Raw genomic sequence first — 20,184 nt, forward strand, 5'->3', positions numbered from 1 at the left:
GCCTCGTCAGTAGCTCTCGCGGTGGCGCTCCTGGGCGACGACCGCGTCGCGGTCGGCGAGGCGGCGGAGGCCGGCGAGGGGCTGCGCCATCCGGTGGTTGCCGCGGAGGACCGGCTCGACGCGGTCGAGGAACGCCCAGTAGCCGGCGGTGACCGGGCAGGCGTCCTCCCCGAGCCGCACCTTCGGGTTGAAGCGGCAGCCGCCGCAGTAGTCGGACATCTTGTTGATGTACGCGCCGCCCGAGGCGTAGGGCTTGGTCGCGACGATGCCTCCGTCGGCGTGCTGCGACATGCCGATCACGTTCGCCGGCATCACCCACTCGGTGCCGTCGACGAAGACGTCGACGAACCAGTCGTTGAGCTCCCGCGGGTCCCAGCCGCGCTGCAGCCCCCAGTTGCCGAGCACCATCAGCCTCTGGATGTGGTGGGCCCAGCCGTGCCGGTTGACGTCGTCGAGGGTCTCGTGGAGGCAGTTCGCCTCGATTCCCCCCGGGTCGAGGGTGAGCAGCGCCTCCGGGAGCGGGGTCTTCGCGCCCAGCGCGTTGCTGCGCTCGCGGTAGTCGGGGCCGAGGTGCCAGTAGAGATGCCAGACGTAGTCGCGCCAGCCCATCACCTGCCGGACGAAGCCCTCGACGCCCGAGAGCGGAGCGCCTCCGGAGGCGTACTCGGCCTCGGCCGCGTCGACGACGGTGCGCGGGTCGAGGAGCCCGAGGTTGAGCGGGGCGCTCAGCAGCGAGTGCGCCATGGTCCAGTCGCCCGAGAGCATCGCGTCCTCGTAGGTGCCGAAGTCGCCCAGGCGCGACGACACGAAGTCGGCGAGCGCCGCCTCCGCCTCGGCCGGAGTCGCGGCGAAGCGGCGCGGGCCGTCCTCGCCGACCAGCCGGATAGCGCCTTCGCGCTCCCATCTCGCGAGGTCGGCGCGCACCTCCTCGTCGATGTCGTCCTCCTCGGGCCACCACGGATCGGGCAGGCCGAGCCGCGACGCGCCCTTGGGCGGCGGGTTGCGGTTGTCGTGGTCGTAGTTCCACTTGCCGCCCTCCGGCTGATCGCCGCGCATCAGGACGCCCGTGCGCTCGCGGCTCCAGCGGTAGAAGTCCTCGAGCAGGAGGCGGGAGCCGGCCCGCGAGAGGGCCCACTCGCGGAAGTCCTCCTCCTCCGTCACGAAACCGCGACTGGGCAGCACGCTCATGCCCAGCCTGCGGGCCAGACGGCGGCCACCGCGGGTCGGCGGATCGATGACCTCGAGGTCGTCGCGCCCCGCGAGCCCCTCGGCGAAGGTCTCGGCACGGACGTACTCGACGCGGTCGCCGAGCTCGCGGCCGCGGTGCCGCAGGGCCGAGAGCAGCAGCTGCGCCTTCGCCCGGTGCATCGGGCGCCGCGCGAACGCCGAGCGGGCCTCGACGAGCAGCATCGGCCCGCCGTCGTCGAAGAGGGGGCCGAGCTGTCCGATGACACTCCAGCGGGTTCGGGTCGGTGCGCTCATCCGGGTCACGCTAGGCGGCGGGGCGGATCGTCGCCAGGAGTTGCGGAGACCGCGCCCGCCAGGACCTGTGAGGGCCGACCGGCACGGATGTGCAGCCGCAACACCTTGCACCGCCCGCCCGGATGCAGAATCGTCAGTCAGGCAGAACCCCTGAAAGGGGCGCGCCCGAGCGCGCCGCTCCGCAACGAAGCGAGGACCCCGCATGGCACACGACGACGAGACCCCCGAGACCGACAGCGCCGCCCGACGCGGTCGCCACCTCGCGGACGAGAGCGCGCACACCGACACCGTGCACACCGACACCACCGAGTCTCCGGACGGCGAGTACACCGCGACCGACGGTGTCTCGCACACGGCGAGCGACGAGCAGGGCAGCTACGTCGACACCTCGGTGCACGAGGAGGAGAGCTCCGAGAAGGGCAGCTACGTCGACACCGACACGGCCGGTGCCGACTCCGACATCGAGGGCGAGTACACCGACCGCGACGAGTGAGCCGCTAGGCGCGGAGGCGCAGGAGGCGGTAGGCCGCTCCGATCGCGAACACGGCGGCGCCCGGGACGATCGACTCGATCGGCAGCGTGACGACGAGGACCACGCAGCCGATCGCCCCTCCGACCGCCACGGCGCGGGGATACCGGCGGAACGGCGGCTCCTGCCGGAGCGCGGACAGATTCGCGACCAGGTAGTAGAGCAGGACGCCGAACGACGAGAAGCCGATCGCCCCGCGCAGGTCGACGGTGAGCACCAGCGCGATCACGACGACGCCCAGGGCGATCTCGGCACGGCGCGGCACGCTCCTCACCGGGTCGATGTGGGCGAGGGCGCGCGGCAGGTCGCCCTCCCGCGCCATGGCGAGTGCCGTGCGGCCGATGCCGGCGATCAGGGCGAGCAGCGCGCCGAGGCTCGCCGCCGCCGCGCCCGCGCGGACGACCGGCCCGACCCACGGCCAGGCCGCCGACGCCTCGACCAGCGGCTCGGTCGACTCTGCCAGCCCCTCGGGGTCGAGCGAGGCGAGCAGCGCCGCGCCGACCACGGCGTAGACCAGCATCGCGAGCGCGAGGGCGCCGAGGATCGCCCGCGGGATCGTGCGGGAGGGATCGCGCACCTCCTCCCCCATCGTCGCCAGGCGCGCGTAACCGGCGAACGCGAAGAAGAGCAGACCGGCCGACTGCAGCACGCCGTACGCATCGAACGGTCCGGGAGCCGTGAGCACCGGAGGCGGACCGCCGACGAGGGAGGCGGCGACCGCCAGCGCGAGCACCACCAGCACGACCGACACGATGATCCGCGTCGCGCGCGCGGTGCGGGTCACTCCGAGAGCGTTCACCGCGACCAGCGCCGCGACGGCGAGCGCCGCGACCGGCTTCTCCCACCCGGGAGGCGCCGCGTAGGCCGCGAAGGTCAGCGCCATCGCCGCGCAGCTCGCGGTCTTTCCGACGACGAAGCCCCAGCCCGCGAGGAAGCCGGGCCACTCGCCCAGATGCTCGCGGCCGTAGAGGTAGGTGCCGCCCGAGCGGGGGTGCTGCGCGGCGAGCTGCGCCGAGGAGGAGGCGTTGGCTCCGGCGACGAGGGCTGCGAGTGCGAGGCCGACCAGGAGCCACGACCCGGCCGCAGCGGCGGCCGGGGCGAAGGCGGAGAAGAGCCCGGCGCCGAGCATCGAGCCGAGCCCGATGAACACAGCGTCGCCGGTGCCGAGTCGGCGCTGCAGATCGGTCATCCGCCGTGTCTAGCGCACGCAGGCGAACAGCAGGCGTCGAGGCTTCAGGCGGGCTTCAGCGGGGTCGCGGCTAGCCTGGACCGAGCCGCGCGGGGCGCGCGCGCCGAGCCTCGGGAGGGCGCCATCCGCATCCTGGTCGTCGACGACGAGATCAACCTGCTGCGCGCGCTCGAGACCGGGCTCGAGGCCGAGGGCTTCGCCGTCGACACCGCGACGACCGGCACCGACGCGCTCTGGCTCGCGAGCGAGGCCGACTACGCCGCGATCGTGCTCGACCTGATGCTGCCCGACATCAGCGGGTTCCGGGTCTGCGAGCGGCTGCGCGCCGCGGAGGACTGGACGCCGATCCTGATGCTGACCGCGAAGGACGGCGACCTCGACCAGGTCGAGGCGCTGGACACCGGCGCCGACGACTACCTCACCAAGCCGTTCTCGTTCCCGGTGCTGGTGGCACGGCTGCGCGCGCTGATCCGCCGCGGCGCCGCCGAGCGCCCGACGGTGCAGGTGGTGGGCGACCTCGTCCTCGATCCTGCGGCGCGGCGCGTCGAGCGCGGCGGGGTGGCGATCGCGCTCACCGCGCGCGAGTTCAGCGTGCTCGAGTACCTGGTGTCGCGGGCCGGCGACGTCGTCTCGAAGCGCGACGTGCTCGGTGCCGTCTGGGACTTCGACTTCGACGGCGACCCCAACATCGTCGAGGTCTACATCCGCACCCTCCGCAACAAGATCGACCGGCCGTTCGGCGTCGACACCATCCGCACGCAGCGCGGGGCGGGCTACTCACTGGTGGCGCCGTGAGGAGGCGCTCGCTGCGCGCCAGGATCGTGCTCGCGGCCACGGCCGTGGTCGCCCTCGCGGCGGTGCTCGGCGGGGTGGCGTTCGTGCTCGTGCTCTCGTCGGTGCTCGCGGCGAACGCGGCGACGTCGGCCGAGGCGGAGGCGGAGCGGATCGGCGCACTCGTCGAGAGCGGCGGCGCCGACGCGGTGCGCGCCTCGGAGGGCGTGGTGCAGCTGGTCGTCGGCGGGCGCGTGGTGGCGGCGGGCGAGGACGCCGAGGACCTCCCTCCGCTCGCGACCGACGAGGTGGACGAGCCGTTCACCGCGACCCCCGAGGACGAGGATCCCGTCGTCGTGGCGACGCAGGAGCTCGACGACGGCTCGCTCGTGGTCGTCGGCGTCCCCGACGAGGGCCGGGCGGAGGCGGTCGCGACGACGAGCACGCTGCTCGCGGTGGCCGTGCCGCTGCTCGTGCTCTTCGTCGCCGTCGTCTGCGCGGTGGTCGTCGGGCGGGCCCTGCGTCCCGTGGACCTGATGCGGGCCGAGGCCGATGCGGTCACCGCCTCCGCCCTCGACCGTCGCGTGGCGGAGCCCGGTTCGGGCGACGAGATCGACCGGCTGGCGCAGACCCTCAACCGGATGCTGGAGCGGCTCGAGAGCGCGCAGTCGCGGCAGCGGAGGTTCGTGTCGGACGCGTCGCACGAGCTGCGGTCGCCGGTGGCGGCACTGCGCCAGACCGCGGAGGTGGCGCTCGCGCACCCGGACCGGCTCGACTCCGCTCGGCTCGCCACGACGGTCGCCGAGGAGTCGGTGCGGATGGGCGGGCTGATCGAGGGGCTGCTGCTGCTCGCACGCGCCGACGAGGCGCGGCTGGCGGTGCTCGCCGCGCCGGTCGACCTCGACGACCTGGCGCTCGGCGAGGTGCGGCGGCTGCGCGACTCCGGAGTCGCGATCGACGCGGGCGGCGTCTCGCCGGTGCAGACCGTGGCCGACGGCGCGCTGCTCGGGCGGGCGCTGCGAAACCTGGTCGACAACGCCGTGCGCCACCGGCACGCACGGCTGGCGGTGGCGACGCACGCCGACGGCGCCTGGGCGGTGCTCGCGGTCGACGACGACGGGCCGGGGATCCCGGTCGAGGAGCGCTCGCGGGTGCTGGAGCGGTTCGTGCGGCTCGACGAGGGGCGGGCGCGCGACGCCGGAGGGTCGGGGCTGGGGCTCGCGATCGTGGCCGAGATCGCGGCGGCCCACGGCGGCTCGGTCGAGGTCGGCGCGTCGCCGCTCGGGGGCGCGCGGGTGACGCTGCGGGTGCCGCTCGAGCGCTGAAGCGGGCGGGGGGACCTGGGCGCGCGGCGCTTCAGGGGGGCTTCAGCGGCCGCGGGCGAGAGTGGGCGCGGCGTCGACGAGCGGCGCCGGAGACGGAGCTCATCATGCAGAAGAAGACGAAGATCATCGCGGGGATCGCCGGAGTGATCGTGCTGGTCGGCGCCGGCACGGGGATCGCCTACGCCGCCACGGACGGCTTCGAGGGCTCGGACCGCCTGACCGGCTCCGACCTCGACCGCGCGAGCGAGGCCGCGATCGCCGAGATCGGCGGCGGGACCGTGACCTCGGCCGAGCGCGACGACGAGGGCGCCACCGGCTACGAGCTGGAGCTGCTCGGCGACGACGGCCTCGAGTACGACGTGCGGCTCGACGACTCCTTCGGCGTGATCGTCGTCGACGCGGACGACGACCGCGATGCTCCGGCGGCAGCCCCTGCACCCTCCGGAGCGGCGGCGGTCGACCCCGACGACCTCACCGGCGACGAGTTGGCCCGCGCGAGCGAGGCCGCGCTCGCGGCGGTCGGCGACGGCACGGTGACGGAGGCGGAGCGCAGCGACGACGCCGACCACGCCTTCGACGTCGAGGTGACTCGCGCCGACGGGACCGACGTGGACGTCGACCTCGACGCCTCCTTCGCGGTCATCGCCACGCGGGACTGACGCGGGCGCGAGCGGCGGGGCTCAGCCCCTGCCTCCGCCGTTGCCGTTGCCGTTGCCGTTGCCGTTGCCATTGCCGTTGCCGTTGCCGTTGCCGTTGCCGTTGCCGGGGGCCTCCCCCGCGGGCTCCGACTCGGCGGGGGCCGGCTCCTCCTCGACGGGAGCGGTCTCCTCCGGACCCGGTGCCGGCTCCTCCTCGGGAGTCTCGACGGGCTCGGGGGTCTCCTCCTCCGGCTCCTCCTCGACGGGCGCCTCCTCGACCGGAGTCTCCTCGACGGGCGTCTCCTCCTCGGGCGAGGGCTCCTCGGCCGGAGTCTCGACGGGAGCGGGCACCTCGGCGACCAGGGCCGTGAGGTCGGCGCGCACGACATCGACCTCGGCCTGGATCGCGGCACCGCGCTCATCGGTCACTCCGTCACCCGCGAGGGCCGCGTCGAGTGCCGCCTGCAGCGCGTCGAGCTCGGTGAGCGCACCGGCGTAGTCGTCGGCGGAGGCGCGCTCGGCGACCGCGACGACCGCGTCGTCGAGGGTCTGCGCGGTCGAGTCGTCGATCGCAGGGTCGGAGGCGGAGCAGCCGGCCAGCGCCAGTGCGGCGGCCAGCACGATCCCGGCGCGGAGGCGCCTCACGATCGGATGCTCTCGCGCAGGCGCTGCAGGTGGTCGCCGAGCTCGCCGTCGACCGCGGGCAGCGGGGTCTGCTGGTCGCCTCCGAGCAGGATGACCGCGAGCCCGATCGCGATCGCGACCAGTGCGAGCAGCAGGACGAGGAGCCACGGGTTCGGTCCGCGGCGCCGCGGCGCGGGCGGGGCCGACCGGGTCGGGGCGGAGTCCGAGCGGAGCGGGCGCAGCTCGGCCGTCGGCTGCACACCGGTCGCGGCGGGGAGCAGCCGGGTCGCGGGGATCGCCTCCGTGGCGCGGGTCGCCTCCGGGAGCAGCTCGGTCGCGGCGCCCGTCATCGGCGTCGCCTCGGTCGCGGGCTCGGCCGGGCGGGGCACGTCCGGGACGATGATCGCCGTCGGAGGGCCGTCACGACGCGGGTCGATCAGCCTGCGGGCCGACTCGGCGACCTCGATCGCGGTCGGACGCTCCTCCGGCTCGCGATGGGTCATCGAGTTCAGGAGCGAGGTCCAGCCGCCGCCGAGCGACTCCGACACCTCGGGATCGCGGAGCAGGCGCGCCATCGTCACCTCGATCGCCGACCCGGTGAAGGGACGGCGACCGGTCAGCGACTCGAGCAGCACCAGACCGAGCGAGTAGATGTCGCTCGCAGAGGTGAGCGGATCGCCGTGCGCCTGCTCGGGACTGAGGTAGGCGGCGGTGCCGATCAGGGTGCCGGGCGAGGTGATGCGGGTGGCGTCGATCAGGTACGCGATGCCGAAGTCGGCGAGCTTGGGCCGGAACTCGCGGCTCGTGAGCGGACTCGGCACGAGGAGGACGTTCGACGGCTTGACGTCGCGGTGGACGACTCCGGCCGCGTGGACCGTGTGCAGGGCCTCGCCGAGATCGGCGGCCATCGATGCGACGTCGTTCGGCGCGACCGGTCCGGAGGCGAGGCGCTCGGCCAGGCTCGGACCCTCGGCGAGCTCCATCACCATGTAGGCCTGGCCGCCGGTGTCGTCGCCGCCGTCGTCGGCGTCGTAGAGGGTGACCAGGGCCGGGTGGTTGAGGGCCGCCAGCAGCCGGATCTCGGACGACTTGCGCTGCAGATCCTGCGCATCGTCGATGCCCGGCGCGAACATCTTCAGAGCCACGGAGCGGCCGAGGATCTCGTCGCGAGCCCGGTAGACGGTCGCCATGCCGCCCTTGCCGATCAGCTCCTCGATCGTGTAGCGATCGCCGACGGTCGTGCCGACCACGCGCGTCTCGCCCGTTCGATGGGATGCCACGGTTCCTCCTCGCGCGGGTGCGGACAGCTGGCGCGCCCCCGCGTGCGACCTCCGCACCAGGGTAGTACGTCCTCCGTTCGGGGCGCAGTGCTCGACCGGGGGCTGGCGGAGCTGTCAAGCGGGTGCCGGGGTGCGTGGGCGCCCGTAGCGTGGAGAGCATCAGACGAAGGGTGACGACTATGGACGACGCAGACCAGGGTTCGACGATCGGTGCTCCCGACGGGGCGGCTCCCGCCACCTCGACGAGCAGCGAGCAGGTGCAGAAGGACCGCGCGGAGTCGCCGGGCAGCGAGCGCGAGACCGAGGCGAAGCAGGACCAGGACCCGACGACCAGCCGGACGCAGACCTCGGGCTCGGCCGACGTGACGACGGTGCCCGGGACGGGCGGCCCGGACGACGTGGGGACCGTCGAGGTGGACCCCGACGAGGTGTCGCTCAACGGCAAGCCCTTCCCGGGTCACGCCGGCACCAAGTAGTTCCGCCGCTACGACGCGAGCGGGGTCAGCAGCCCCGGGTCGTGGCGGTCGACCGTGCGGGAGTTGTTGACCCGGCGGTCGACCGGGTAGGCGGTGATCGTGGCGGCGACGGCGACCGACGCGCGGTCGAGGGTGGCGAGCATCTCCTCCGTCGAGGCGAGCGGGGCGGGGTCCAGCCACTCGTCGCGAACGTCGGGCGTCAGGAACACCGGCATCCGGTCGTGGACGTCCCCCGAGGCGTCGCGCGCCTCGCGGGTGATGATCGTGAACGAGACCCGCCACTCCTCCGCCACCTTGCGCGCCGTGTAGAGGCCTGCCGCCGCGAGGATCGGCTCGTCGCCGTGCAGGAAGAACGGCTGCTTGCCGTCGTCCCGCGCCTCCCACTCGTAGTAGCCGCGCATCGGCACGATCGCCCGCTGCTTGGCGAAGGCGCCGCGGAAGAGGCCGTTGGACGCGACCGACTCGAGTCGCGCGTTGATGGGCGACGGCCCCTTGCCCTTCGACCACGAGGGCGTGAAGCCCCACGAGGCGAGCTCGATCTCGCGCTCGAGGGCTCCGTCGTGCAGGCGCTCGCGCACGATCGGTGCGGAGTCGGTGGGGGCGACGCTGAAGTCGGGTGCCCAGTCGGCCGCCCGGCCGCCCGCCGCGACGAACTCGCGGATCAGCTCGTCGGTCTCGGAGTCCATCGCGAAGCGTCCGCACATGCGGCACACCCTACGCCGGAGCGGCCTCGCGGACAGCCCCGCGGCGGCGCACGGTGGCGACGGCGAGGCCGGCGACCATCACCGCGCCTCCGATCAGCTCGCCGAGCGACGGCGCCTCGCCGAGGAGCAGCCACGCCGAGAGCACACCGACCACCGGCACCAGCAGGGTGAACGGCACGACCGAGGCGGCCGGGTACCGGGCGAGCAGCGAGTTCCAGATGCCGTAGCCGATCAGGGAGGCGAACACCGCGGTGTAGAGCGTGCTCAGCACCGCCATCAGCGAGAGACCCTGCAGGGCGGACGCGATCGCCGGTCCGCCGTCGACCACGAGCGAGAGCAGCAGGGCCGGCACGGGGACGACGAGTGCCGACCAGACCACGAGCGAGAGTCCGGAGGCGCCCTTCGCGCGCCGGGTCAGCACGTTGCCGATCGCCCACGAGAGCGCTCCGCCGAGGCAGACGACGAACGGCAGCCACGGCGCGACCGCCCCGTGCGAGAGGGCGACGACGACGAGACCGGCCACTCCGACTCCGACGCCCGCGAGCTGACGGGGCGAGGGCCGCTCGCGGAGCACGACGGCGGCGATCAGCACCGTGAACACGATCTGCGCCTGCACCACGAGCGAGGCGAGGCCGGCGGGCATCCCGAGGGCGAGCGCGAGGTAGAGCAGCGCGAACTGGCCGAAGCTCATGAAGGCGCCGATCATCGCGACGGTGCGCCACGGTGCCTCGGGGCGCTTGACGAAGAACACCGCGGGGACCGCGACCGCGGCGAACCGCAGCGCGAGGAACAGCAGCGGCGGCACATCCGCGAGGCCGACGTCGATGACGACGAAGTTCAGCCCCCAGAGCAGGACGACGAGGAGGGCGAGGAGGCTGTGCCGGCGGGTCATGCCCCGAGCCTCGCAGTCGGTGACCCGACAGCACCAGCGCGGGCTCCTACCGCCGACCCGGTAGCGTTGCTGCATGATCGAGCCGTCGGCGCTGCGGGCCCTGATCGCGGTCCGCGACTGCGGCACTATCGCGGCGGCCTCGGAGGCGCTGGGCTTCACTCCCTCCGCCGTCTCGCAGCAGCTGAAGCGGCTCGAGCGGCAGTCGGGCGCTCCGGTCGCCGAGCGCTCGGGGCGCACCGTGTTCCTCACCGAGCACGGGCGCTCGCTGGCCGAACGGGGCGAGCGGCTGCTCGCCGAGCTCGAGGCGCTCGAGCACCTCGGAGTCGCGCCCGCGGAGGAGATCACCGGGACGCTCCGGATCGTCGCGTTCTCGACCGCGATGCGGGGGCTGCTGGTACCGGCGCTGGCCGGGATCCGGCAGCGCGCGCCCCGGTTGCGGCTGACGCTCGACGAGCTGGACCCGTGGGAGGCGTCGGGCCGGCTCGAGCGGGGCGCCGCCGATCTCGCGATCCTGCACGACTGGCCGGGGCTTTCCCTCGACCTTCCTCCGTCGATCGAGACCGAGACCCTCCTGGAGGATCGCGCCGACGTGCTGCTGCACCGCTCGCATCCGCTGGCCGGCCTCGCCGATATCGCACCGAGCCGCCTCGCGGACGAGACATGGGTGAGCATCCCCGCGGGCGCCATCTGCCACGCGTGGCTGCTGCGCACGTTCGCCGGGACGGGTCGCCAGCCCGACATCGCCTTCTACGACGAGGACTTCAGCACGCACATCTCGCTCGTCGAGGCGGGAGCGGCGGTCGCGCTGGTGCCGCGGCTGGGCCGCGAGCCGCTCCCGGAGGACGTGGTCGCCGTCCCGGCCGTCGACCCGGTGTCGCGGCGGGTCGTCAGCGCAGCGTGGCGCCGCTCGAGCCACGCGAACCCGGCGCTGACCCTCGTGCTCGACGCGCTGCGGCCGCCGACCTGACCTCCGCCGCGAGTCTCCGCCCGGGGCGGGCGGCGCCCCGGGCGAGGCGTGCCCGAGCAGAGACTCGCGGGAGGCGTCAGCGGGTGGCCACCAGCATCGCGTGGCCGTCGGTCGTCGAGACGCGGACGGTGGCGTAGCCGTCGGACCAGTCGACCTCGAGCTCGCGGCCCTCGGGCTGCAGGTGCACCGCGCTCGGGCGGGCCGGGAGGCGCAGCGACACCGGCACGTCGACCAGCGGGAAGGCGTCCTCGACGACGTCGAGGCCGAGCTGGCCGGGGCCGTGCGCCGCGGTCGCGGTGGCCACCCGGGCGGCGACGAAGCTCAGCAGGTGCACGACGACCGCCTCCTCCGTCTCGACCACCGTGCTCTCGAGGTGCACCGGCCCGCCCGCACGCACGAGCGGCTCGGGCAGCAGGCGGTCGAGCACCGCGCGCACGAGGTCGCGGAACGCCGGCGCCCCGTGAGCACCGAAGGTCTCGAAGGCCGCGGTCGAGGACACGGCGACGGATCCGCTCACCGCGAGCGCGGACCAGGGCGACACCTCGCGGCGCGGCGGGGTGTACTCGTGGCCGCTGAAGTGGTCCCAGGTGCGCTCGAAGAGCGGCTCGACGACATCGACCAGCGACTCCGCCGGCGCCTCGGCGCGCATCCGCAGCGACGGCTCGTACTGCACGTGATCGAAGCCGTGCGTGCCGGCCACCCCGTCGCGCGGGCGGAGGAACACGTGGCTGAACGGCGACGCCCCCTCGAGGCTCAGCCCCGGGACGTCGAGCGATTCGAGCCCCGCGGTGCCGGAGCGGGCTCCGCGGCTGACGAACACCGCTCCTCCGGCGGCGATGCGCTCGCGCAGCACGGAGGCGAGGGCCTCGTCGATCACCGTGGTCTCGGGGACGACGACGAGCGCGGCGGCACTGAGGTCGGCTCCGGGCGGCACGAGCACGAACTGCTGGCGCAGCTGCTGCAGCGCGCGGACGACGCCGAATCCGGCGGCTCCCGGGTCGTCGCCCAGCGCGGGATCGACGATCACCGCGATGTCGGCCTGCGGGACGCCTCCTCGCACGAACGGCTCGGAGGCGGCGATGTGCGAGTACACCGAGCCGATCAGCTCGTAGGTCACCGGGTTGAGGGCGCCGGAGGGGTGCAGCAGGTCGCCGACACCGCCGGTCATGCCCTGGGCGAGGATCTGCGAGCACTCGTACAGCAGCGCGGCGCGGGGCTTGAGGCCGCCGTTGTCGCCCCAGCTCTTGTAGAAGCGGCCGGTGTGGCTGAGCGTCGGCTTGTCGAGCGGCCGCACGAAGCGCGAGACGTAGGGGAAGTAGCTGTAGCCCCAGCCACCGGAGGGCAGTGCCTCGATCTCGATGTGCCGGACGAAGCCCGACTCCTCGGCCAGGGCGGTCTTGGGACGGCTGTTGAACCAGACCCCGGAGGCGACGTCGGCGGCGAGATGCGGCTCGACCAGGTCGCGGAAGCGGCCCATGTAGGCGTGGGCGACCCGGCGCGCGTACTCCGCACGGTCGTCGGCGTCGGCCGGATCGAGACCGGCCGCGGTCATGCCCGCCTTCGCCCACACGGAGGAGCTCGGCTGGTCCCAGCACATGTCGAGGAAGAGGCCGTCGAGCGGCGCGAACCGGTCGATCACGGCCTGCACCTGCTCGACGAGGAAGTCCTGGTAGGGGCTCGACATGTCGAGGATCTGCCAGCCCGCCTCGTAGGGCAGACCGGCGCCGAACTTCACCTGACGGCCGGTCGCGTCGAGCGCGATCCAGTCCGGGTGCAGATCGGCGGCGTACTCGTCGCACTGCACGCTGAGGTAGATCGGCGCGCGGATGCCGACCGCGTGCAGCGCGTCGACCTGCTGCGCGAGCAGGTCGAGGTCGCCGGCGAGACCCGGGTGCCGCTCGGGGCGCCCCGTGTCGGTCTCGGAGCCGTCGGCGGTGCCGAAGTAGAGCCGTCCGTGGTGGCACTTGGCGAACACCGTCACGCTGTCGACCCCCGCCTCGACGAAGGTGCGCGCGAAGGCGTCCGGGTCGAAGGCGGCTCCGACGCCCTCGACGTCGGGGCCGGTGTGGAAGTCGAGGTGCACCGTGCGGTGCGGGAACGCGTCGAGCGCAGTGGTGGAGGTCATTGCTGGTCCTTCGAGATCGAGGGTGGTCGGGGGCCGTCGCGGGGTCACCGCGGACGGACGCGCAGGGTCGTGACTCCGCCGTCGACCGACAGCGAGGTGCCGGTCGTGGATCCGGAGGTGGGGCTGGAGAGGTAGGCGACGGCGAGCGCGACCTCGTCGGGCGACACCATCCGGCCCGTCGCCTGGCGGGCGTCGAGGGCTCGGCGCTCGGCGGCCGGGTCGTCGAAGCCCTCGAGCATGCGCGCGACGAACGGGGTGTCGACAGTGCCGGGGCTGACGCAGTTGACGCGGATTCCCTCGCGGACGTGATCGGTCGCCATCGCGAGCGTCAGACCCCAGACCGCGCCCTTGCTGGCGGAGTAGAGGGCGCGCTGCGGGAGGCCGTTGAACGCCGCGATCGAGCAGAGGTTGACGATCGAGGCGGCGGAGGAGCGGCGCAGCAGAGGGAGGGCCGCGGCGCTGACCCGCGCGATGCCGACCACGTTCACGTCGAGCACGCGCAGCCACTCGGCCGAGTCGTTCTGCTCGACCGTGCCGACGGCGCTGATGCCTGCGTTGTTGACGAGCACGTCGAGCGCGCCGGCGGTGCGGGCGATCTCGTCGAAGGCGGCGGTCACGGCGGAGTCGTCGGCGACGTCGCAGCGGATCCCGGTGAGCCCGGCGGGGAGGTCGTCGACGGCGCGATCGAGCACGATCACGCTCGCTCCGCGGCGGGAGAGCTCGAGGGCGGTGGCCAGCCCGATGCCGGAGGCGCCGCCCGTCACCGCCGCGACGAGACCGGCGAACTCGCCGGCGCTCATGCCGTCGCCTGCTCGAACTCGTGGCGCGCGACTCCGAGGCCGTCGATCGACAGCTCGACCACGGCTCCCGCCCGCAGGTACGGCGTCCCGGGGAGCCCGAGCGCGACTCCGGCCGGGGTGCCCGTGTTGATGAGGTCGCCGGGGTGCAGCACCATGAACCGGCTGAGGTACCAGATCAGGTGCGCGACCGGGAACACCATCGATGCCGTCGTGCCGTTCTGGCGCTCGACTCCGTCGACCGAGAGGCGCAGCCCCAGGTCCTGGGGGTCGGCCACGGAGGCGGCGGGGAGGATCCACGGGCCCAGCGGATTGAACGTCTCGCAGCTCTTGCCCTTGTCCCACTGGCCGCCGCGCTCGAGCTGGAACTCGCGCTCGGAGACGTCGTGCGAGAGGACGTAGCCGGCGACGTGCGCGAGCGCATCATCGGGCGAGTCGAGGTAGCGCGCCGTCCGGCCGATCACGACGCCGAGCTCGACCTCCCAGTCGGTCTTCGTCGAGTCGACGGGGATGAGCACCGGATCGAACGGGCCGCCGATCGTCGAGGGGTCCTTCATGAAGACGACCGGCTCGGCCGGCAGCTCGGCGCCCGTCTCGGCCGCGTGATCGCGGTAGTTGAGTCCGATGCAGACGATCTTGCCGGGCGCCGCCAGCGGGGCGCCGACCCGGAGCCCTGCCGCCCCCTCGAGCGGGGACAGCCGCCCCGCGGCGTGGGCGGCGAACACGTCGTCGAGGGTGGTCTCGCGCAGTGCGGCGGGTGAGACGTCCGGGAGGATCGGCCGCAGGTCGAAGGCGACGCCTCCGACGGACAGCACCGGCACCTCGGAGCCGCGCGGCCCGAGTCTCTGGACGACGGCGTGCGCCGGCGGGGTGTGGGGGTGGTTCACGAGGACTCCTCGATCGGTGGCGGGGCGCGGATGCGCCGTTACAGTGGCGGGATGAACGACAGTGGCGCGACGGGCGACGACGACACGACGGGGCAGGGACCGGCCGGGGCCGGCCGCGCGAGCACTCCGCGGCGCGGCGACACCCGGGCGCCGTCGCCGCGCTCGCAGACCGACGTCGTGGTGGAGGAGATCAAGGCGAGGATCATCAGCGGCGAGCTGAAGCCCGGGTCGCGGCTGCCGATCGAGAAGGACCTCGCAGTGCTGCTCGGCGTCTCGCGCAGCCCCCTCCGCGAGGGCGTGCGCGCACTCGCGATGATGGGGGTGCTCGAGAGCCGGCAGGGTGACGGCACGTACGTGACCTCGCTCGACGCCTCGCTGCTGCTGGCGCCGCTGGGCTTCCTGGTCGACCTGCAGTCCCCCGACGAGGCGGCGAACCTCGCCTCGGTGCGCCGGCTGCTCGAGGTGGAGGCGGCCGCTCGCGCGACCCTGCGCATCACTCCCGAGCAGATCACCGAGGCCGAGGAGCTGCTGGAGTCGATCGCCGGCATCGTCGACGCCCCCGTCGAGGGGCACCACGGCGAGATCATGGACGTCGACATCCGGTTCCACCGCCTGGTCGCCCGCGCGGCCGGCAACTCCGCTCTCGAGGCCCTGATCGAGGCGTTCGCGAGCCGCACCGTGCGGGCGCGCACCTGGCGCAGCCTCACCGAGCAGGGCGTCGTGCCGCGCACCCACCGCGAGCACCACGACATCGTGCGGGCCCTCGCCTCCGGGGACCCTGATCGCGCCCGGCTGGCCATGTCGGTGCACCTGATCGAGGTCGAGGACTTCATGGCCGCCCACCCCGAGGCCAACTGAGCGGACGGGACGGGAGGCACTGCAGGTCGGGTCGCTGAAGGGCGGCTCACTGCAGGCCGCGTCACTGGAGGAAGATCTCGATGACCGGCACCGCGACATCCGGTCGGACCACCGGCAGCGTGAGCGTGAGCGTCCCGGGAGCCTGGCCGCCGACACCCGTGGTGAGCGGCTTGACGTCGGGCGCGATCTCGCGGAACGGGATCTCGGAGGCGTCGTTCAGCAGCTGCGCGTAGGCCACCCGCCCGGCGAGCCCCGGCAGGTGCACGTGCTCGAACGGCCAGGCGAACAGGTGCAGGTAGAGCCGATCGCCGCGCTGGGTGTACCGGGAGTCGACCGGCGGCGTGAACTCCGATGCGCCGGCTCCGTAGATCGACCGCGCGTGCAGGTGCATCCACTCGCCGAACGCCGAGAGGGTGCCCAGCGCCACCGGGTCGAGCTCGCCGCGTCCGTTCGGGCCGACGTTGAGCAGCATGTTGCCGTTCTTCGAGACGCCGTCGATCAGCATCCGGATCATCAGCTCGGGCGCCTTGTGGTTGTGGTTGTCGCGGAAGTAGCCCCAGCTGCCGTTGATCGTCTGGCACGCCTCCCAGGCGACCGGCACGCCGTCGACCTCCATCGGCCTGTCGGGCTGGTACTGCTCGGGGGTGACGATGTCGCCGGGGATCTCGAGTCGGTCGTTGACGACGATCTCGGGCTGCAGCTCGCGCGTCAGCTTCATGAGCTCCTGCGAACCCCAGTCGTCGGCGCCCTTGCCGCCCCAGACGGGGTGGTGGTGGTCGTTCGCGTAGGAGAAGTCGTAGAAGAGGTAGTCGATCCGCCCGTAGTCGGTGAGCAGCTCGCGGATCTGGCCGTGCAGGTACTCGCGGTACCGCGCCATGTCACGCCCCTCGTCGAGCGCGGCGATCTCCTCGGCGGTGTCGTCGCGCCGAGGGTGGCGGCCGTCGATCGTGAAGTCGGGGTGATGCCAGTCGAGCAGCGAGTGGTAGAAGCCGACCCGGAGGCCCTCGGCCCGCACCGCGTCGACGAACTCGCGCACGAGGTCGCGGGCGGCGGGCGTGTGCACCGCGGTGTAGTCGGTGAGCTTCGAGTCCCAGAGGCAGAAGCCCTCGTGGTGCTTGGTGGTGAGCACCACGTAGCGCATGCCGGCCTCGCGGGCGGCGCGCGCCCACGCCCTCGGGTCGTAGAGGTCGGGATCGAAGTAGGCGGCGTAGCGCTCGTACTCGGCGGTCGGGGTCTTCTCGAAGTTCATCACCCACTCGTGCCGGGCGGGGAGGGCGTAGAGGCCCCAGTGCACGAACATCCCGAAGCGGTCGTGGGTGAACCAGGGGGCGGGGGCAGACGTCATCGTCGGAGGTCCTTTCGGAAGGAGGGGCGGCAGGAGGAGGGGCGGCCGGAGGTCACTTGCCGCCGAGGCCGCTCGAGAGCGCGATGCCCTTCACGAGGTAGCGCTGCAGCAGGATCGCGAGCCCGGCGGTCGGGATCATCGAGATGGTCGAGGCGGCCATGATCAGCTGCCACTGCTTGCCGCCCTGGCCGAGGAAGCTGTTGAGGCCCAGCGGCACGGTGGCGTAGGAGGGGTCGTTGATCGCGATCAGGGGCCACAGGAAGCTGTTCCAGTAGTTGATGAAGGTGAAGACGACGAGCACGGCGATGGTCGGCTTGACGACCGGCACGATGATGCCGAGCAGGATGCGCAGGTGCGACGCGCCGTCGAGCTTGCCCGCCTCCTCCAGCTCCATCGGCACCGAGAGCATCGCCTGGCGCAGGAGGAACGAGCCGAACGCGGTGAACGCCCACGGCACGATGAGCGCCTGGTAGGAGTCGATCCAGCCCAGCTGCGTCATGAAGAGGAACATCGGGATGACCACGACCTCCTGCGGCACCATCAGGGTGCCGAGGAAGACGAAGAAGATCCCGTCGCGGCCGCGGAACCGCAGCCGCGAGAACGCGTAGGCCGAGAGGACGCTCGTCACGACGACGAGCAGGGTGCCGAGGACCGACACGATCGCGCCGTTGAGCATGTAGGTGCCGAACGGCACGTAGCTCCACACGTCGGCGTAGTTCTGCCAGCGGATCTCGCTGCCCAGCAGCGACGGAGGCGAGGCGAAGACCTCGGCGCCGGGCTTGAGCGAGGTGGACACCATCCAGATCAGCGGCACCATGAACAGCAGCACGAAGACCGTCAGCAGCACCTGCGAGACGATGTCGGTGCGGCGGCGCCGGCGGTTGATCGCCGACAGCGACATCGCCTCCGAGCGGGCCTTCTCGCCCGCCGAGCGGGTGACGGTGCGGCGGCGGGGGGCCGCGGCGACCGAGAGCGTGCGGTCACTCATAGTGCACCAGCTTCTTCTGGGCCAGGAACATCAGGCCCGTGATCGCCAGGATCATGACGAAGAGGATCACTCCGACCGCCGAGGCGAGCCCGAGGTTGAAGAACTGGAAGCCCGTTCGATAGAGGTACATCACCATCGTGGTCGTCGAGCTGCCCGGGCCTCCGTTGGTCAGGACGAAGGGCTGGGCGAAGACCTGGAACGAGGTGATCAGAGTCATCGTCGCGGCGAAGAAGATCGAGGGCGACATCAGCGGCATCTTGATGCTGAAGAACCGCCGGAACGCGCCGGCTCCATCGATGGACGCGCTGTCCATCAGGCTCTCGGGCACCGCCTGCAGCGACGACGAGAAGATCAGCAGGTTGTAGCCGAAGCCCTGCCAGAGCGACATCAGCACGACGCAGAGCATCGCGGTCGAGGTGGAGCCGAGGAAGTTGGGAGCCGAGACGCCGAAGACGCTCTGCCACAGGCCGTCGATCAGTCCGCTCGGGATGAGCATGATCTGCCAGACCGCGGCGTTGGCGACCATCGGCGTCACCACGGGGATGAAGAGCAGCACCCGGTAGACGTTCCCGCCGCGGATCCGCGGCGAGATCCACGCCGCGATCGCCATCGACAGCGCGAGGTTGAGCGGGACGTAGACGACGACGAACAGCAGCGTGTTCGCGATCGTCGTGAGGAACGCGGGATCGCGGGTGAGCAGCTGGACGAAGTTGTCGATCCCGGTGAAGGTCGGCGAGCCCGCCAGCGGCCAGACGGTGAAGGCCACCGCGACCGAGGCGAGGATCGGCAGGGCGGTGAAGATCGCGAAGCCGCCGAGGCTCGGGGCGAGGAACGCCGCCGCAGCCGGGCCGTCACCGCGTCGTCGGCGTCGGGGGACCGGGGCGGGGGCCGGCTCGGGGATCGTCGCACCCCGGGGTGGGGAGGTGGCGAGTGTCATGGCGCTCCTTCGCGTCGTAGCTCGAGGGTCGATTGCAGGGCAGCGAGACGGGGCGGGGCGCCGGTCGGCGACGCCCCGCCCCGCGTGGTCAGCCTGCGCTGCCGCTGCCGCTCTCGACGCTCTCGAGGAACGACTTCGGGTCGGTCTGCCCGTTGATCACCGAGATCGAGCCCTGCGAGAAGCTCAACCCGTCCTGCGTCCACGTCGGGGTGGAGAGGTAGGGGACGCCGGTCTTCAGCGACGCCTCCAGGGTGGACTGAGCTCCGTCGACGGCGGCCGAGTACCAGGTCGACTGCTCGGAGGTCCGGGCGGGGAACGCCCGGCCCTCGGTGCCGAGGTAGGCCTGGGCGTCGGTGCCGGTGATGATCGCCAGCGCCTTGGCGGCGACCTCGGGGGTGCTGCACTTGGTGGTGATGCCGAATCCGGAGCCGCCGATCGCGGTGGCCGCGCCCTCATCGCCCGTGGGGACGGTGACGATGCCGACGTCGAACTTGGCCTGGTCCTTCGCGTTGATCATGTCCCAGGGGCCGGTCACGTACATCGCGGCGTTGCCGGCGAGGAACTGGGATCCGTCACTGGAGTCCGTGGCCAGCTGGGCGGCGACGCCCTGCTCGTTGACGAGGCTGGAGTACCACGCCATCGTCTTCTCCTGGCCGGCGCTGGTGAGGTTGAGCTTGCCGTCCTCGGTCGCGGCCTGGTCGCCGCCGATGGTGGGACCCCACTGGTTCATCGCGTCGATCTGGTTCGTGGTCGCGAAGCCGTACTTGCCGTCCTTCGTGAGCGCCTTCGCGGCCGTCTCGAACTCCGAGAGAGTCCAGCCGTCCTTCGGGTTCTCGAGGCCGGCGGCGGCGAACGCGTCCTTGTTGTAGAAGACGACGTAGGGGCCGAGGTCGTAGGGGATGGCCATCTGCTCGCCGCCGGCCTGCAGCGCGGAGATGATCGAGGGGTCGAAGTCGGCGGTGTCGATGCCCGCCGCGTCGAGCTGGTCGCCGAGCGGGACGAAGTAGTTCGCGAACTGCTGCACCCGCGCCATCTGGAGGCCGGCGATGCACGGGGCGTCGTTGCCCGCGAGGGTGGTGGGCAGCTTGGTCCAGTAGTCGGGCCATGCCGCGGTGGTCAGCTTGACGGTGATCGTCGGGTCCTTCTCGTGGACCATGTCGGCCAGCTTCTGCCAGGCCGCGGTCTCGACTTCGGATCCGGCCCAGACCGACCAGTTGATGGTGGTGTTGCCGTCGGCGTCGGTTCCTGAGGACCCTGCCGAGCTGCATCCCGAGAGCGAGAGCGCGAGGGCCGCGGCGATGGCCGCGAACCGGAGATGCCTACGTGTCACTGTTCCTCCTCATTGAGGTGTTCGTGGGGCTCCGGTGCGG

General features: G+C 72.6%; 20 protein-coding genes. 7 read left to right on the forward strand and 13 right to left on the reverse strand.

The window, feature by feature from the left end:
• Positions 1 to 6: 6 nt before the first annotated feature.
• The gene (locus ASG06_RS02335) at positions 7 to 1,482 is read right to left on the reverse strand and encodes a cryptochrome/photolyase family protein (RefSeq protein WP_056037941.1); all 1,476 of its coding nucleotides are present in this window, start codon (positions 1,480 to 1,482) and stop codon (positions 7 to 9) included.
• Positions 1,483 to 1,684: 202 nt separating this feature from the next.
• On the opposite strand from ASG06_RS02335, the gene ASG06_RS02340 reads away from it, so the two are divergent.
• The gene (locus tag ASG06_RS02340) at positions 1,685 to 1,975 is read left to right on the forward strand and encodes a hypothetical protein (RefSeq protein WP_056037944.1); all 291 of its coding nucleotides are present in this window, start codon (positions 1,685 to 1,687) and stop codon (positions 1,973 to 1,975) included.
• 4 nt (positions 1,976 to 1,979) lie between these two features.
• On the opposite strand, the gene ASG06_RS02345 is transcribed toward ASG06_RS02340, so the two are convergent.
• A complete protein-coding gene (locus ASG06_RS02345; RefSeq protein ID WP_056037946.1) occupies positions 1,980 to 3,200 on the reverse strand; it encodes an APC family permease in 1,221 nt (406 codons plus the stop codon).
• Positions 3,201 to 3,323: 123 nt separating this feature from the next.
• On the opposite strand from ASG06_RS02345, the gene ASG06_RS02350 reads away from it, so the two are divergent.
• From ASG06_RS02350 to ASG06_RS02360, 3 genes are all read left to right on the forward strand, one after another.
• On the forward strand, positions 3,324 to 3,995 hold the full coding sequence (locus ASG06_RS02350; RefSeq protein WP_056040381.1) for a response regulator transcription factor: 672 nt from the start codon (positions 3,324 to 3,326) through the stop codon (positions 3,993 to 3,995).
• Positions 3,992 to 5,296, forward strand: coding sequence for a sensor histidine kinase (locus ASG06_RS02355; RefSeq protein WP_056037949.1), 1,305 nt, complete (start codon positions 3,992 to 3,994; stop codon positions 5,294 to 5,296). The genes ASG06_RS02350 and ASG06_RS02355 overlap by 4 nt, the downstream gene beginning before the upstream one ends.
• Positions 5,297 to 5,400: 104 nt before the next feature.
• The gene (locus tag ASG06_RS02360) at positions 5,401 to 5,955 is read left to right on the forward strand and encodes a PepSY domain-containing protein (protein WP_056037951.1); all 555 of its coding nucleotides are present in this window, start codon (positions 5,401 to 5,403) and stop codon (positions 5,953 to 5,955) included.
• 21 nt (positions 5,956 to 5,976) lie between these two features.
• Here the strand turns inward: ASG06_RS02360 and ASG06_RS02365 are convergent, their stop codons facing one another.
• Both ASG06_RS02365 and ASG06_RS02370 read right to left on the reverse strand, forming a co-directional pair.
• Complete coding sequence (locus tag ASG06_RS02365; RefSeq protein WP_056037953.1) at positions 5,977 to 6,579, reverse strand: hypothetical protein; 603 nt, start codon at positions 6,577 to 6,579, stop codon at positions 5,977 to 5,979.
• On the reverse strand, positions 6,576 to 7,838 hold the full coding sequence (locus ASG06_RS02370; RefSeq protein WP_156465827.1) for a serine/threonine-protein kinase: 1,263 nt from the start codon (positions 7,836 to 7,838) through the stop codon (positions 6,576 to 6,578). The genes ASG06_RS02365 and ASG06_RS02370 overlap by 4 nt, the downstream gene beginning before the upstream one ends.
• A gap of 179 nt (positions 7,839 to 8,017) precedes the next feature.
• On the opposite strand from ASG06_RS02370, the gene ASG06_RS02375 reads away from it, so the two are divergent.
• The gene (locus ASG06_RS02375) at positions 8,018 to 8,314 is read left to right on the forward strand and encodes a hypothetical protein (RefSeq protein ID WP_056037958.1); all 297 of its coding nucleotides are present in this window, start codon (positions 8,018 to 8,020) and stop codon (positions 8,312 to 8,314) included.
• A gap of 8 nt (positions 8,315 to 8,322) precedes the next feature.
• On the opposite strand, the gene ASG06_RS02380 is transcribed toward ASG06_RS02375, so the two are convergent.
• Both ASG06_RS02380 and ASG06_RS02385 read right to left on the reverse strand, forming a co-directional pair.
• Positions 8,323 to 9,018, reverse strand: coding sequence for an SOS response-associated peptidase (locus ASG06_RS02380; RefSeq protein ID WP_082498879.1), 696 nt, complete (start codon positions 9,016 to 9,018; stop codon positions 8,323 to 8,325).
• Between the two features lie 10 nt (positions 9,019 to 9,028).
• Complete coding sequence (locus ASG06_RS02385) at positions 9,029 to 9,910, reverse strand: EamA family transporter (protein ID WP_082498880.1); 882 nt, start codon at positions 9,908 to 9,910, stop codon at positions 9,029 to 9,031.
• Positions 9,911 to 9,983: 73 nt separating this feature from the next.
• Here ASG06_RS02385 and ASG06_RS02390 point away from each other — a divergent pair, with 73 nt between their 5' ends.
• Positions 9,984 to 10,877 carry a LysR family transcriptional regulator gene (locus tag ASG06_RS02390; RefSeq protein ID WP_056037961.1) on the forward strand — a complete coding sequence of 298 codons (894 nt, stop codon included), beginning with the start codon at positions 9,984 to 9,986 and terminating at the stop codon, positions 10,875 to 10,877.
• 76 nt (positions 10,878 to 10,953) lie between these two features.
• On the opposite strand, the gene ASG06_RS02395 is transcribed toward ASG06_RS02390, so the two are convergent.
• Genes ASG06_RS02395 through ASG06_RS02405 form a run of 3 tightly spaced genes read right to left on the reverse strand, consistent with a single transcriptional unit; the run spans position 10,954 to position 14,686 of the window.
• On the reverse strand, positions 10,954 to 13,002 hold the full coding sequence (locus ASG06_RS02395; RefSeq protein WP_056037964.1) for an alpha-L-fucosidase: 2,049 nt from the start codon (positions 13,000 to 13,002) through the stop codon (positions 10,954 to 10,956).
• Between the two features lie 44 nt (positions 13,003 to 13,046).
• Positions 13,047 to 13,802 carry an SDR family NAD(P)-dependent oxidoreductase gene (locus ASG06_RS02400; RefSeq protein WP_056037967.1) on the reverse strand — a complete coding sequence of 252 codons (756 nt, stop codon included), beginning with the start codon at positions 13,800 to 13,802 and terminating at the stop codon, positions 13,047 to 13,049.
• Positions 13,799 to 14,686 (reverse strand): fumarylacetoacetate hydrolase family protein, encoded by an 888-nt coding sequence (locus ASG06_RS02405; protein ID WP_056037969.1) that lies wholly within the window; start codon positions 14,684 to 14,686, stop codon positions 13,799 to 13,801. The genes ASG06_RS02400 and ASG06_RS02405 overlap by 4 nt, the downstream gene beginning before the upstream one ends.
• 51 nt (positions 14,687 to 14,737) lie before the next feature.
• Between ASG06_RS02405 and ASG06_RS02410 the strand changes: the two genes are divergently transcribed.
• A complete protein-coding gene (locus ASG06_RS02410; RefSeq protein ID WP_082498881.1) occupies positions 14,738 to 15,544 on the forward strand; it encodes a FadR/GntR family transcriptional regulator in 807 nt (268 codons plus the stop codon).
• A gap of 61 nt (positions 15,545 to 15,605) precedes the next feature.
• Here the strand turns inward: ASG06_RS02410 and ASG06_RS02415 are convergent, their stop codons facing one another.
• The 4 genes from ASG06_RS02415 to ASG06_RS02430 all read right to left on the reverse strand — a co-directional run bounded on the left by ASG06_RS02415 (position 15,606) and on the right by ASG06_RS02430 (position 20,144).
• Positions 15,606 to 16,889: an alpha-L-fucosidase gene (locus ASG06_RS02415; protein WP_056037972.1), complete on the reverse strand. Its 1,284-nt coding sequence runs from the start codon at positions 16,887 to 16,889 to the stop codon at positions 15,606 to 15,608.
• Between the two features lie 52 nt (positions 16,890 to 16,941).
• Positions 16,942 to 17,877 (reverse strand): carbohydrate ABC transporter permease, encoded by a 936-nt coding sequence (locus ASG06_RS02420; RefSeq protein ID WP_056037974.1) that lies wholly within the window; start codon positions 17,875 to 17,877, stop codon positions 16,942 to 16,944.
• Positions 17,870 to 18,814, reverse strand: coding sequence for a carbohydrate ABC transporter permease (locus ASG06_RS02425; protein WP_056037978.1), 945 nt, complete (start codon positions 18,812 to 18,814; stop codon positions 17,870 to 17,872). Before ASG06_RS02425 ends, ASG06_RS02420 begins: the two co-directional genes overlap by 8 nt.
• Before the next feature lie 88 nt (positions 18,815 to 18,902).
• A complete protein-coding gene (locus tag ASG06_RS02430; protein WP_056037981.1) occupies positions 18,903 to 20,144 on the reverse strand; it encodes an ABC transporter substrate-binding protein in 1,242 nt (413 codons plus the stop codon).
• Positions 20,145 to 20,184 lie beyond the last annotated feature (40 nt).

This window comes from Rathayibacter sp. Leaf185 (assembly GCF_001423885.1).
Lineage (GTDB): Bacteria > Actinomycetota > Actinomycetes > Actinomycetales > Microbacteriaceae > Rathayibacter.

Coding starts and splice junctions, on each gene's coding strand:
- ASG06_RS02400 (WP_056037967.1), bottom strand. CDS start 13,802: ATGAGCGCCGGCGAGTTCGCCGGTCTCGTCGCGGCGGTGACGGGCGGC.
- ASG06_RS02410 (WP_082498881.1), top strand. CDS start 14,738: ATGAACGACAGTGGCGCGACGGGCGACGACGACACGACGGGGCAGGGA.
- ASG06_RS02380 (WP_082498879.1), bottom strand. CDS start 9,018: ATGTGCGGACGCTTCGCGATGGACTCCGAGACCGACGAGCTGATCCGC.
- ASG06_RS02395 (WP_056037964.1), bottom strand. CDS start 13,002: ATGACCTCCACCACTGCGCTCGACGCGTTCCCGCACCGCACGGTGCAC.
- ASG06_RS02375 (WP_056037958.1), top strand. CDS start 8,018: ATGGACGACGCAGACCAGGGTTCGACGATCGGTGCTCCCGACGGGGCG.
- ASG06_RS02340 (WP_056037944.1), top strand. CDS start 1,685: ATGGCACACGACGACGAGACCCCCGAGACCGACAGCGCCGCCCGACGC.
- ASG06_RS02390 (WP_056037961.1), top strand. CDS start 9,984: ATGATCGAGCCGTCGGCGCTGCGGGCCCTGATCGCGGTCCGCGACTGC.
- ASG06_RS02420 (WP_056037974.1), bottom strand. CDS start 17,877: ATGAGTGACCGCACGCTCTCGGTCGCCGCGGCCCCCCGCCGCCGCACC.
- ASG06_RS02425 (WP_056037978.1), bottom strand. CDS start 18,814: ATGACACTCGCCACCTCCCCACCCCGGGGTGCGACGATCCCCGAGCCG.
- ASG06_RS02360 (WP_056037951.1), top strand. CDS start 5,401: ATGCAGAAGAAGACGAAGATCATCGCGGGGATCGCCGGAGTGATCGTG.
- ASG06_RS02335 (WP_056037941.1), bottom strand. CDS start 1,482: ATGAGCGCACCGACCCGAACCCGCTGGAGTGTCATCGGACAGCTCGGC.
- ASG06_RS02385 (WP_082498880.1), bottom strand. CDS start 9,910: ATGACCCGCCGGCACAGCCTCCTCGCCCTCCTCGTCGTCCTGCTCTGG.
- ASG06_RS02345 (WP_056037946.1), bottom strand. CDS start 3,200: ATGACCGATCTGCAGCGCCGACTCGGCACCGGCGACGCTGTGTTCATC.
- ASG06_RS02415 (WP_056037972.1), bottom strand. CDS start 16,889: ATGACGTCTGCCCCCGCCCCCTGGTTCACCCACGACCGCTTCGGGATG.